General features: G+C 45.7%; 19 protein-coding genes. 17 read left to right on the top strand and 2 right to left on the bottom strand.

The window, feature by feature from the left end; translation table 11 throughout:
- The first annotated feature begins 42 nt into the window (after positions 1-42).
- The 16 genes from rpsH (at position 43) to dsbD (ending at position 9350) form a co-directional block, all read left to right on the top strand.
- Positions 43-438, top strand: a complete 396-nt coding sequence (rpsH, locus tag ACIQZ3_RS10135) for a 30S ribosomal protein S8 (RefSeq protein ID WP_397392777.1) — start codon at positions 43-45, stop codon at positions 436-438.
- Positions 439-448: 10 nt separating this feature from the next.
- Positions 449-982 carry a 50S ribosomal protein L6 gene (gene rplF, locus ACIQZ3_RS10130; RefSeq protein WP_397392775.1) on the top strand — a complete coding sequence of 178 codons (534 nt, stop codon included), beginning with the start codon at positions 449-451 and terminating at the stop codon, positions 980-982.
- 13 nt (positions 983-995) lie between these two features.
- Positions 996-1349, top strand: a complete 354-nt coding sequence (rplR, locus tag ACIQZ3_RS10125) for a 50S ribosomal protein L18 (protein ID WP_215360615.1) — start codon at positions 996-998, stop codon at positions 1347-1349.
- 18 nt (positions 1350-1367) lie between these two features.
- Positions 1368-1886, top strand: coding sequence for a 30S ribosomal protein S5 (rpsE, locus tag ACIQZ3_RS10120; RefSeq protein ID WP_100379470.1), 519 nt, complete (start codon positions 1368-1370; stop codon positions 1884-1886).
- 24 nt (positions 1887-1910) lie between these two features.
- Complete coding sequence (rpmD, locus tag ACIQZ3_RS10115) at positions 1911-2099, top strand: 50S ribosomal protein L30 (protein ID WP_046329387.1); 189 nt, start codon at positions 1911-1913, stop codon at positions 2097-2099.
- Between the two features lie 27 nt (positions 2100-2126).
- Positions 2127-2567, top strand: coding sequence for a 50S ribosomal protein L15 (rplO, locus tag ACIQZ3_RS10110; RefSeq protein WP_397392773.1), 441 nt, complete (start codon positions 2127-2129; stop codon positions 2565-2567).
- A gap of 17 nt (positions 2568-2584) precedes the next feature.
- The gene (secY, locus tag ACIQZ3_RS10105) at positions 2585-3922 is read left to right on the top strand and encodes a preprotein translocase subunit SecY (protein ID WP_397392771.1); all 1338 of its coding nucleotides are present in this window, start codon (positions 2585-2587) and stop codon (positions 3920-3922) included.
- Between the two features lie 4 nt (positions 3923-3926).
- Positions 3927-4145, top strand: a complete 219-nt coding sequence (gene infA, locus ACIQZ3_RS10100) for a translation initiation factor IF-1 (RefSeq protein ID WP_015420252.1) — start codon at positions 3927-3929, stop codon at positions 4143-4145.
- A 36-nt stretch (positions 4146-4181) separates the two neighbouring features.
- Positions 4182-4298 carry a 50S ribosomal protein L36 gene (gene rpmJ / locus ACIQZ3_RS10095; RefSeq protein ID WP_012357167.1) on the top strand — a complete coding sequence of 39 codons (117 nt, stop codon included), beginning with the start codon at positions 4182-4184 and terminating at the stop codon, positions 4296-4298.
- Between the two features lie 24 nt (positions 4299-4322).
- Complete coding sequence (gene rpsM, locus ACIQZ3_RS10090; RefSeq protein ID WP_015420253.1) at positions 4323-4688, top strand: 30S ribosomal protein S13; 366 nt, start codon at positions 4323-4325, stop codon at positions 4686-4688.
- Positions 4689-4706: 18 nt separating this feature from the next.
- A complete protein-coding gene (gene rpsK, locus ACIQZ3_RS10085; RefSeq protein ID WP_015420254.1) occupies positions 4707-5114 on the top strand; it encodes a 30S ribosomal protein S11 in 408 nt (135 codons plus the stop codon).
- A gap of 118 nt (positions 5115-5232) precedes the next feature.
- On the top strand, positions 5233-5856 hold the full coding sequence (gene rpsD, locus ACIQZ3_RS10080; protein ID WP_397392769.1) for a 30S ribosomal protein S4: 624 nt from the start codon (positions 5233-5235) through the stop codon (positions 5854-5856).
- A gap of 23 nt (positions 5857-5879) precedes the next feature.
- On the top strand, positions 5880-6860 hold the full coding sequence (locus tag ACIQZ3_RS10075; protein ID WP_397392767.1) for a DNA-directed RNA polymerase subunit alpha: 981 nt from the start codon (positions 5880-5882) through the stop codon (positions 6858-6860).
- 16 nt (positions 6861-6876) lie between these two features.
- On the top strand, positions 6877-7269 hold the full coding sequence (gene rplQ / locus ACIQZ3_RS10070; RefSeq protein WP_015420256.1) for a 50S ribosomal protein L17: 393 nt from the start codon (positions 6877-6879) through the stop codon (positions 7267-7269).
- Between the two features lie 69 nt (positions 7270-7338).
- Positions 7339-7671: a divalent-cation tolerance protein CutA gene (gene cutA / locus ACIQZ3_RS10065; RefSeq protein ID WP_397392765.1), complete on the top strand. Its 333-nt coding sequence runs from the start codon at positions 7339-7341 to the stop codon at positions 7669-7671.
- A 5-nt stretch (positions 7672-7676) separates the two neighbouring features.
- A complete protein-coding gene (gene dsbD / locus ACIQZ3_RS10060; protein WP_397392763.1) occupies positions 7677-9350 on the top strand; it encodes a protein-disulfide reductase DsbD in 1674 nt (557 codons plus the stop codon).
- Between the two features lie 49 nt (positions 9351-9399).
- Here the strand turns inward: dsbD and hemB are convergent, their stop codons facing one another.
- Positions 9400-10419 carry a porphobilinogen synthase gene (gene hemB, locus ACIQZ3_RS10055; protein ID WP_397392761.1) on the bottom strand — a complete coding sequence of 340 codons (1020 nt, stop codon included), beginning with the start codon at positions 10417-10419 and terminating at the stop codon, positions 9400-9402.
- A complete protein-coding gene (gene yihA, locus ACIQZ3_RS10050; RefSeq protein ID WP_397392759.1) occupies positions 10403-11068 on the bottom strand; it encodes a ribosome biogenesis GTP-binding protein YihA/YsxC in 666 nt (221 codons plus the stop codon). The genes hemB and yihA overlap by 17 nt, the downstream gene beginning before the upstream one ends.
- 114 nt (positions 11069-11182) lie before the next feature.
- Between yihA and ACIQZ3_RS10045 the strand changes: the two genes are divergently transcribed.
- Complete coding sequence (locus tag ACIQZ3_RS10045) at positions 11183-11917, top strand: c-type cytochrome (protein WP_397392757.1); 735 nt, start codon at positions 11183-11185, stop codon at positions 11915-11917.
- Positions 11918-12138: the final 221 nt, after the last annotated feature.

The raw sequence follows: 12138 nt of genomic DNA, 5'->3' as shown, positions 1-12138 counted from the left end.
ACCAAGGCCAGCTGGTAAGCGGCGAAAGAATTAGGAGAACTCATGAGTATCAGCGATCCAATCGCCGACATGTTGACAAGGATCCGCAATGCGCAAGCAGTGCAGAAACCCGTAGTCTTGATGCCGTCGTCAAAAGTTAAAGTAGCTATTGCAAAAGTCTTGCAGGATGAAGGTTATATCGATAGTTTTGAAATCAAAGGTGAAGCAGCTAAGCCAGTGCTACACATTGAACTCAAATACTATGCAGGCCGTCCTGTTATTGAGCGTATTGACCGTGTTTCTACACCAAGTCTACGTATCTACAAAGGCCGCCACGACATTCCTGAAGTGCTGAATGGCTTGGGCATTGCAATTATTTCAACCCCACAAGGCGTAATGACAGACCGCAAAGCACGTGCAAACGGCGTTGGTGGTGAAGTTATTTGCTACGTCGCGTAAGGAGAGAAATATGTCCCGCGTTGGTAAATCACCTATTCCAGTCCCTAAGGGCGCTGAGATCAGCATCAACGGTGCAAACATTACTGTTAAAGGTCCATTGGGTACTTTGACACATAACTTGCATCCTTCTGTTGGTTTGAAACAAGAAGATGGCGTATTGACAGTTGTTTTAAATAACGACACACCAGAAGCTGGTGCACAGTCAGGTACAGCCCGTGCTTTAGTAGACAACATGGTTGTTGGCGTAACTACTGGCTTTGAGCGCAAGCTCAGCTTGGTAGGCGTTGGTTACCGTGCTGCTGCTCAAGGCGAATCATTGAAGTTGCAGTTAGGTTTCTCACACGACATTATTTACAACCTGCCAAAGGGTGTAAAAGCTGAGACCCCAACTCAAACTGAAATCATTATTAAAGGTTCCAACAAGCAGCAGGTTGGCCAGGTTGCAGCTGAAATTCGCGCATACCGTTCACCAGAGCCATACAAAGGCAAGGGTGTTCGCTACGTGGATGAAGTTGTACATCTGAAAGAAACTAAGAAGAAGTAAGCGAGATTAAAAAATGAATAAAGACGAATCCAGACAACGACGCGCTAGGCAGACTCGTATTCGCATTGCCGAAGCATTGGCAAATCGCTTAACAGTTATCCGTAGCAATACACATATTTCTGCACAGGTATATAGCCCATGTGGAACCAAAGTTGTAGCAGCTGCTTCAACAATGGAAAAAGATTTGCGCCAAGCGATCAAAAACGGCGGCAATGCTGAAGCTGCAAAACAAATCGGCAAGTTGGTTGCTGAGCGTGCTGTTAAGGCGGGCGTTGTTGATGTTGCTTTTGATCGTTCTGGTCATCGTTACCACGGCCGTATTAAGGCCTTAGCTGAAGCTGCGCGTGAAGCCGGCCTGAAGTTCTAATAGGGTTTAGGAAAAAACATGGCAAAAATGCAAAACAAGATGCAAAACGAAGAGCGTGATGATGGTCTTCGCGAGAAGATGATTGCTGTTAATCGTGTAACTAAAGTGGTTAAGGGCGGTCGCATTCTTGGCTTCGCTGCACTCACAGTAGTTGGCGATGGCGATGGTCGTATAGGCATGGGTAAAGGCAAATCAAAAGAAGTGCCAGTCGCTGTTCAAAAGGCAATGGACGAAGCACGTCGCAAGATGATCAAAGTTTCCTTACGTAAAGGTACTTTGCAACATACTGTGATTGGTAAGCATGGCGCATCACGCGTGATGATTTCTCCAGCTAAAGACGGTACTGGCGTTATCGCTGGTGGCCCAATGCGCGCAATTTTCGATGTAATGGGTGTAACTAACGTTGTTGCTAAGTCACTTGGCTCAACAAACCCTTACAACATGGTTCGTGCAACGATTGATGGCTTGAGCAAGATGAGCACTCCTTCTGAAATTGCTGCTAAGCGCGGTAAGTCAGTTGAAGAGATTCTCGGCTAAGACCAAAAGATTAGGAATCTATAAATGACAACAACTAACTCTAAAGTCAAACTGCAATTAGTACGCAGCTTGATCGGCACACGCGAAAGCCACCGTGCAACCGTTCGCGGCTTAGGCCTGCGTCGCATCAATTCTGTTTCAGAATTGGAAGACACACCAGCTGTTCGCGGAATGATTAATAAAGTTTCTTATCTAGTTAAAGTCGTTGGCTAATAACTAGCAAGTAAATAGGCGAAGAATATGCAACTCAATACACTCAAACCCTCACCGGGCTCCAATAAAAATCGTCGTCGTGTAGGTCGCGGCATCGGTTCTGGTCTTGGAAAAACAGCTGGTCGTGGTCACAAAGGTCAGAAGTCACGTTCAGGCGGATTCCACAAAGTTGGATTCGAGGGCGGTCAGATGCCAATGTATCGTCGTTTGCCAAAACGTGGTTTCGTGTCATTGACACGTCGTCACGTTGGTCAAATCACTTTGAACGACTTAGCAAAAATTAATTTGCCAGAAGTAGACTTATTAGTTTTGAGAGCTCATGGTTTTGCTGGTGAGCAGATCAACTCAGTAAAAGTCATTAAGACTGGTGAGCTTTCGATTGCTGTAACCCTCAAGGGGATTACTGCAACTGCTGGTGCTAAAGCAGCCATTGAAGCAGCTGGTGGCAAATTGGTTGACTTGGTTTAACCAGTTTTGAGTAAATAATGGCAATCGCACCTAACAACTCAGCAAATATTGCTCAATCAGGAAATAAGTTTGGCGATTTACGCCAACGCTTGGTATTCCTGGTGTTGGCATTGCTCGTGTTCCGTTTAGGTGCGCATATTCCTGTGCCAGGTATTGATCCTGACCAGTTGGCTCAATTGTTCTCAGGTCAAAAAGATGGCATCTTGGGTATGTTCAACCTGTTCTCAGGTGGCGCTTTATCCCGCTTCACAGTGTTTGCTTTAGGAATCATGCCGTATATTTCTGCATCGATCATCATGCAGTTAATGACGATTGTTGTTCCCTCTTTGGAGTCTTTGAAAAAAGAAGGCCAAGCAGGACAACGCAAGATTACACAGTACACCCGTTACGGCACTGTGTTCTTGGCAACATTCCAGGCTTTAGGTATTTCCGTTGCATTGCAAGCTCAACCAGGCTTAGTTATCAACCCAGGTTTGATGTTTGAATTGAACACAGTAGTAACTTTAGTTACTGGCACGATGTTCTTGATGTGGCTTGGAGAGCAAATTACTGAGCGCGGTCTTGGTAACGGTATCTCCATCATTATTTTCGGCGGCATTGTTTCTGGTTTGCCAACCGCAATCGGTAGCTTGCTTGAATTGGTACGTACCGGTTCCATGAATATCCTGGCTGCATTGCTGATCATAGTGATTTGTATTGCGGTGACTTATTTCGTAGTGTTTGTAGAGCGTGGCCAGCGTCGTATTTTGGTGAACTACGCTAAACGTCAAGTTGGCAATAAGGTGTACGGCGGTCAGTCTTCATACTTCCCATTGAAGTTGAACATGGCTGGTGTTATTCCTCCAATTTTTGCTTCATCGATTATTTTGTTCCCTGCAACGATTGCTGGCTGGTTTACATCAGGCGAGCCAACCAATATGTTTAGCAGAATTATTAAAGACTTGGCAGCAACATTAGCCCCAGGCCAACCGGTCTACACAATTTTTTATGCCGCAGCGATTATTTTCTTCTGCTTCTTCTACACGGCTTTAGTTTTCAATAGCCGTGAAACTGCAGATAACTTGAAGAAGAGCGGTGCCTTTGTTCCAGGCATTCGTCCTGGCGATCAAACTGGTCGTTATATCGACAAGATCTTGGTTCGCTTGACATTAGCCGGTGCAATTTATATGGTTTTGGTTTGCTTGTTGCCAGAATTCTTAGTGTTGAAGTACAACGTGCCATTTTATTTTGGTGGTACTTCATTGTTGATTATTGTCGTTGTTGCAATGGATTTTATGGCTCAAGTTCAGTCATTCGTAATGCAACAACAATATGGTTCTTTGATGAAAAAAGCTAACTTTAAGATGGGCGCTTAACTGAATGTCTAAAGACGATGTAATTCAGATGGCGGGAGAAATTATTGAGAATTTGCCGAACGCAATGTTTCGCGTGAAGCTAGAAAACGGACATGTGGTTCTAGGGCACATTTCTGGGAAGATGAGGATGCATTACATCCGCATATTGCCAGGAGATAAGGTGACGGTGGAGATGACTCCTTACGACCTGACGCGCGCAAGAATCATTTTCCGAGCAAAGTAAAGATTAAGTAGTACATATTTTTTTTAGAGGTGAGTTATGAAAGTTTTGGCATCCGTTAAGTGTATTTGCAGAAATTGCAAGATCATTAAGCGCAAACGCGTTGTGCGCGTGATCTGTTCTTCAGACGCACGTCATAAGCAGCGTCAAGGCTGATCTGGTTAATTAAGAGGAAATCTCATGGCACGTATCGCTGGGGTAAATATCCCAAATCATCAACATACTGTTATCGGTTTAACAGCAATTTTTGGCATTGGCACAACACGTGCACGCAAAATTTGTGAAACCACAGGTGTTGCTATCGACAAAAAAGTTAAAGATCTTACTGACGGTGACTTGGAAAAGTTGCGTGATGAAGTAGGTAAGTTCATCACTGAGGGTGACCTTCGTCGTGAAGTAACGATGAGCATCAAGCGTTTGATGGACTTAGGCTGCTATCGCGGCGTTCGTCATCGTAAGGGCTTGCCCGTACGTGGTCAACGTACTAAGACTAACGCGCGCACCCGCAAGGGCCCACGTAAGTCTGGCGTGCAACTCAAGAAATAATCAAGAAAGTTTATTGACATGGCAAAACAACAATCCGCTTCTGCAGCTTCACAGCGCGCACGCAAGAAGGTTAAAAAGAACGTTGCTGACGGTATTGCACACGTTCACGCTTCTTTTAATAACACCATTATTACGATCACTGATCGCCAAGGTAACGCGCTATCATGGGCAACATCTGGTGGCCAGGGCTTCAAGGGCTCACGTAAATCAACACCTTTTGCTGCTCAGGTAGCTGCAGAAGTTGCTGGTAAGACAGCAATTGAATGCGGTATCAAGAATTTGGAAGTTCAGATCAAGGGCCCAGGTCCAGGTCGTGAATCAGCAGTTCGTGCATTGAACTCATTGGGCATCAAGATCACTGAGATTCAAGACGTTACCCCAGTTCCACATAATGGTTGCCGTCCTCCTAAGCGTCGTCGTATTTAAGCTTGGATGTTGGCAGTGCAATAGTTTTAGTAGTTTTTTATTAAAGCCCACCGTTCATCTGAATTAAAGGGTGAACTCACCGTCAGTCGTAAGACTGCGGCAAAGAAAGGAAAGCATCGTGGCACGTTACTTAGGGCCTAAGGCCAAATTAGCCCGTCGGGAAGGTACCGACTTATTTTTAAAGAGCGCACGTCGCGCCCTGTCAGACAAGTGCAAGTTAGATACTAAGCCTGGTCAACATGGTCGCACATCTGGCTCAAGAACATCTGATTACGGTAATCAATTGCGTGAAAAGCAAAAGGTTAAGCGTATGTATGGAATTTTAGAGCGTCAGTTCCGTCGTTACTTCGCAGAAGCTGAGCGTCGTAAGGGCAATACTGGCTCAACATTGCTCCAGCTGTTAGAAGCACGCCTCGATAACGTTGTTTATCGTATGGGCTTTGGATCTACTCGTGCTGAAGCGCGTCAATTGGTTTCTCATTGCGCAATTTTGCTCAATGGCAGCCCAGTGAACATCCCATCTATTCAGGTTAAGCCTGGTGATGTAGTGGCGATTCGTGAAAAAGCGAAGAAGCAAGCGCGTATTACAGAGTCACTCAATTTGGTTGGACAAATGACACCTGTAACTTGGGTTTCAGTAGACGCAACTAAGCTAGAGGGAACATTTAAGCAAGTGCCTGACCGTGAAGATATTAGCGGCGAAATTAATGAAAGTTTGATCGTCGAATTGTATTCACGCTAATTAGGCACTCTCAAGGAAAAAATATGCAAACAAATTTGCTCAAGCCAAAAATTATTTCTGTTGAAGCGCTTACCGCCAACCAAGCTAAGGTTGTTATGGAGCCGTTCGAGCGTGGCTATGGCCACACACTCGGCAATGCATTACGTCGAGTTTTGTTGTCCTCGATGGTTGGTTATGCGCCAACTGAAGTAGCCATTGCTGGTGTTGTTCATGAATACTCCACATTAGATGGCGTTCAAGAGGATGTAGTTAACCTTTTGTTGAACCTCAAAGGTATCGTATTTAAGTTGCAGTCACGTGATGAAGTTACTATCAATTTGCGTAAAGAAGGCCCAGGCGTTGTTACTGCAAAAGATATTGACTTGCCACATGATGTAGAAATCATTAATCCTGATCACGTTATCGCTCACTTGTCCGCTGGTGGCAAGTTAGACATGCAGATCAAGGTTGAAAAAGGCCGTGGCTATGTACCAGGCAATATGCGTCAATACCATGACGAAGCTACCAAGATCATTGGTCGCATCGTATTGGATGCCTCATTTAGCCCGGTAAGCCGTGTTAGCTATGCTGTTGAGTCTGCTCGTGTTGAGCAACGTACCGACCTCGATCGTCTCGTAATGATAATCGAAACAAATGGTGTGTTGTCTCCTGAAGAGGCTATTCGTCAAGCCGCTACCATTTTGGTTGATCAGTTAGTTGTATTCGCAGCCCTCGAAAGCAGCGAAGTTTCTGGTGATCTCGCACCAAGCCGCTCTTCAATGGTTGATCCAATGTTGATGCGTCCGGTTGATGATCTCGAACTCACAGTTCGCTCTGCAAACTGCTTGAAGGCTGAGAACATTTACTACATCGGTGACTTGATTCAACGTACAGAGAATGAATTGTTGAAGACGCCTAATTTAGGTCGTAAGTCTTTGAATGAAATCAAGGATGTATTGGCGGCTCGTGGCTTAAGTCTTGGCATGAAACTCGAAAGCTGGCCTCCAGCTAACCTCGAGAAATAATTAGAAAGGAAGCATCATGCGTCACGGAAACGGCTTACGCAAACTAAATAGAACGTCATCACATCGCTTGGCGATGTTGCGCAACATGTCCAATTCACTTTTGGAGCACGAGGTGATTAAAACCACTTTGCCAAAAGCAAAAGAATTGCGCATGGTTGTTGAGCCTTTGATTACCTTGGGTAAAAAAGATAACTTAGCAAACCGTCGCTTAGCATTCAATCGCACACGCGATCGCGATATCGTGACCAAACTCTTCACAGAGCTTGGCCCGCGTTACGCAACTCGTCCAGGTGGCTACCTTCGTATTTTGAAGTTCGGCTTCCGTCATGGTGACAATGCACCTATGGCTTTGGTTGAGTTGGTTGATCGTCCAGAAGTTGAAGAAACAGCAGTAGCTGAAGAGGCTTAAGCCCTTTAGCAAGATTAAAAGCCAGGCTTCGGTCTGGCTTTTTTTCATTTACACGGTTATAAATACATCATGACCACAGACCAATCTGCCGAATTATTGATTATTGTCAGCAGCTTTGCATCCCTTGAAGATGCAAAGAAAATGGCGCATCAATTGATTGAAGGTCGTCTGGCTGCCTGCGTGCAAATTCAAGAGGGTGCGCATTCCATCTATCGATGGGAAGATAAGATTTGCGCAGGAAATGAAGTTCTGTTGTCAGCAAAGACTGTTGCAGATAAATGGATAGATATTTCTAATTTCATCAAAAGTCATCATCCGTATGATTTGCCAGAGGTGATTGCCTACGTCCCGGAAAAATATGAAGCGCAGTATGGCAAGTGGGTACAGGCCGAGGTAAAGTGAGATCCATGAGATTGATTAATAAAATTGTCCCAGTAGTGGCCGCACTCCTCTTGGTTATTGCTAATGCATTTGCAGCCCCCGAATTTCTTTCTCCTGAGAAAGCATTTCAGGCAGAAGCAACGTGGGCGGTAAATACAAATGACATTGAGTTAGAGATTTTTCCAGCTAAGGGTTATTACATCTATCAAGAATCCCTACATTTCAAAATGGGCTCCGAGATCAATACACTCAAGCTTGTAAAGGCATCATTACCGGCAGGTATTGAAAAGTTTGATGAGACCTTTCAGAAGAAGATGCAAATCTACAAGCAAGCATTTCTTCTTACGTTAGATAAAAAAGCAGAAGCAGGAAAGCCGCTTTACTTAGAATTGGAATTACAGGGCTGCGCTGAAGCGGGAATTTGTTATCCACCAATGACCCTGAAGTTTCTACTTGCAGGCCCTGGAGTAAAAGCCGGGCCAATTCCAGAATTATTGGATGGAGTGGAGGTGGGCAATACCCCCAAAAAAGAATTGAGCCTAATGGATATATGGCGTGAGCGCGATGACGTTAATGCGATTAGCCGCTTCTTAGAAAGTACGCCGACTGGATATCTTTTCTTAGCCTTCTTTATTCTGGGGTTAGCTTTGGCATTCACCCCTTGTGTTCTTCCGATGCTCCCCATTCTGTCGAGCGTGGTGTTTGGAACACAAGCTAAGCACTCGATTAGCAAGGGCCGGGCAAGCCTTTTGGCTGTGGCTTATGTGCTTGGTATGGCTTGCGTCTACGCCTTGGCTGGAGTCTTGATGGCTGCCTTGGGTGGAAGCGTCCAAAGAGCTCTGCAGAGCCCTATAGCGCTGATTGCGTTTGCTTTGCTGCTATTGGCCTTATCGGGCAGTCTGTTTGGACTATATGAGCTCAGAATGCCCCAATCTTGGCAGGAAAAGGTAGACCAATTGGCGGGGCGCCATAAGGGGGGTAGCTTTGCTGGTGCTTTTGCCTTGGGTGGAATTTCTACATTAGTTGCCAGCCCATGTATTACAGCCCCTTTAGCTGGAGTACTTGCTTTTATTGCGCAAACAGGCTCGATGAGTTTGGGGGCGGGGTTACTTTTTGTGATGGCTCTGGGTATGGGGCTGCCACTTTTGTTTATTGCTATTGAAGCGCGCATCCTCATTCCGTCAACTGGCATTTGGATGATTTGGTTGCAAAGAACATTGGGTGTTTTATTGGTTGCTACTGCGGCATGGATTGCGTCACCGCTATTTGAGAATGGCAGCAGCGGGGCGACAACTAGCGTTACCAACGGCCAGCGTCAACACCAGATTGGAAATGCGAGTTTTGCTGTGATTGAATCTAACGGGCAGTTAGATCAATTTTTAGCCCAAGCAAAAGAAGAAAAGAAACTAGTACTCTTGGATTTTTATGCGGACTGGTGTATCTCTTGCAAGGAAATGGAAGTCAATACTTTCGCAAATCCTGAGGTGAATCAAGAGTTGCAGAAATTTGTTTTGCTGCAGGCTGATCTCACAAAGAATAGTCCCGAGAATCAGGCTTTACTAAAACGCTTTGGATTATTTGGCCCACCCGGAATTTTGATCTTTGATCTCAATTCTGAAGAGTTAAAAGATCAACGGGTAATTGGCTATATGCCACCACAACGTTTTGTCGAGCGCTTGAAAAAAGCACTGGGAAATTAAATTCATTGAGACTGAATAAGTTTGTACTTATTCAGTCTTCACCATCAATTTATTTACTTGCCTTAATTAGATGTGCAGCTTCTAGAGCAAAGTAAGTCAAGATGCCATCTGCGCCAGCACGTTTAAATGCGAGCAACGATTCCATCATCACAGCGTCATGATCAAGCCAACCATTTTGTGCGGCAGCCTTGAGCATGGCATATTCACCGCTCACTTGATAGGCATAAGTTGGGTAGTCAAATTCGTCGCGAACTCTGCGTACGATATCTAGGTAAGGCATCCCAGGTTTGACCATCACCATATCAGCGCCCTCGCTGATATCAAGAGCAACCTCGCGCAAAGCCTCATCCGTATTGGCGCAATCCATTTGATAGGTTTTCTTATCAGCCTTACCTAAATTTTTCGCTGAACCTACTGCATCACGAAATGGGCCATAAAATGCCGATGCATACTTGGCTGAGTAAGCCATGATGCGAGTATGAATGAGTTTCTTCTGCTCTAGCGCTTCACGAATTTTTCCGATGCGACCATCCATCATGTCTGATGGTGCAACGATATCAACACCAGCTTGCGCTTGAGCTACGGCTTGTTGTACCAATATTGCTGTGGTCTCATCATTGAGAATACGACCTTGCTCATCTAAGACGCCATCTTGACCATGACTTGTGTAAGGGTCAAGCGCAACATCCGTCATGACGCCCAAATTAGGAAAGCGTTTCTTAAGCTCACGCACTGCAGCCGGAATTAATCCATCGGGATTAAATGCTTCTTTGCCATCAGGTGTTTTTAGGGATGCATCAATTACCGGAAAGACTGCCATCACAGGAATGCCTAATGCAACACATTCTTCGGCAACGCCAAAAAGTAAATCGAGGGATACACGATTAACTCCTGGCATGGAAGCAACGGCTTGAGATTGATTGCTGCCTTCGAGCAGAAAGACTGGATAGATCAAATCGCCGACACTGACCCGGTTCTCTTGCATCAGGCGACGTGACCAATCATCGCGACGCATGCGACGCGGGCGGTGCGCCGGAAAGTTCAATAAAGGGCTAGCTTGTGATTTCATCTTCTTGAGTCTCTGCTTCAAATAACCATTTAATAACAATATTGTCGGCCTCTTCAAGACCAATACGCTTGGTGCTTGAGAATAATTGTGCCGTAAGTTTCTTGGATTCACCATTGCCATCAGGAAGCGCTGGTTCATATTGTTGCAACTGTTTACGCACAGCTTCTAAAGCATGCTTGCACTCACTTTTATTGAGCTTGTCGCACTTGCTAAGCAAAATATGGATCGGTTTGCCGGTTGGCACAAACCACTGAATCATTTGCTCATCCAGATCGGTGATGCCGCGCCTGGAGTCGACAATCAGGACCATGCCTACCAGTTGCTCCCGCTCCTGCAGATAATCGCTTAGAAGGGCATTCCAGTGATATTTAGTCTCATGATTGACGGCTGCATAGCCATATCCCGGCAAATCCACCAAATAGGCCAAAAGGTCATCTTTCGCAAAAAGACCAAAATAGTTAATGTGTTGGGTACGTCCTGGCGTTTTACTGGCAAAGGCGAGGCGTTTTTGGTTGCAAAGCACGTTAATTGCGCTAGATTTGCCCGCATTTGAGCGCCCTGCAAAGGCCACTTCTCGAAGTGGAGTGGTAGGCAGGCAATGGGTGTCATTGACTGTGGTCGCAAATCGAGCTTGAAAGAGTTTAGACATGTCCAGAAGCTATTGTAAAATCACGCAAAATCATGAAATATCTCATGGTGTTGGGTAAAAGGTTGTAAAAGTAGGGCCCAAACACTTTTAGGAATTTTTGCCAAGGTAAACATAATGCGTCAAACCTCTCAAATCTCCAAATTAACTAGCGTAAGCGCTAGCCTAGCTGCTGGCTTTGTTCTGGCAATATCCAGCCTCTCTGGCCCAGCTAATGCTGCAGATCCTGCACCTGCTGCTGCCCCAATGGCGGAAGCTGCTGCAAAGCCGGTTGTTCCAGGCAAGCCTAAGGTCGATCCTGCCGCTGGTGAAGCGCTTTACTCTAACGGCGATGCAAGCCGTGGTGTAACTGCATGTATTACTTGCCACGGTCCTAAGGGCCAAAGCGCAATAGCCACTTGGCCTAAGTTGTCTGCTCAGCATGCAGCCTATACCGCCAAGCAGCTGAAGAATTTTAAAGAAGGTACTCGTGCCAATCCAATCATGATGGGAATGGCTGCTGCCTTAACCGATCAAGATATGAACAATATTGCCACTTACTTGGTGAGTCAGCCAGTTTCGCAGGGCGTGGCTCAAAATAAAGACACGATTGCATTGGGCCAAAGTATCTACCGTGGCGGTATCGCTGCTAAAGGTGTTCCAGCATGTGCAGCATGTCATGGTCCAACTGGTGCCGGCATCCCATCACAGTACCCACGCATGGGCGGTCAGTGGGCTGACTACAACACAGCGCAGTTGCTAGCATTCCGTGAAGGCACTCGTAAAAATAGCACTCAGATGACAACGATCGCGACTAAGCTTTCTGATCAAGAAATGAAAGCTGTTGCTGATTACATGGCGGGCTTGCATTAATAGCTACGTTTAGTACAAAACAAAAACCCCGCTGAAGTAGCGGGGTTTTTTATTGGTGCGCCCGGCAGGGCGCACTTACTTGGAGGTAAAAGTTCTCTACACACCCGGTAAGGGGAAGTGTTAGCTAATGGCAAGGGCTTTGTGGGCGACTGCAAGTCTGAAGGAAGCCAAAGGCAAAGCGCTGGTCTGACGTACAGCAAGCGGATGTGAGGCGTTGTATT

The sequence above is a fragment of the Polynucleobacter sp. genome, assembly GCF_044342855.1.
GTDB lineage: Bacteria > Pseudomonadota > Gammaproteobacteria > Burkholderiales > Burkholderiaceae > Polynucleobacter.
The sequence above is the reverse complement of the archived record's forward strand: the minus strand, read 5'-3'. Positions and strand labels throughout refer to the sequence as shown.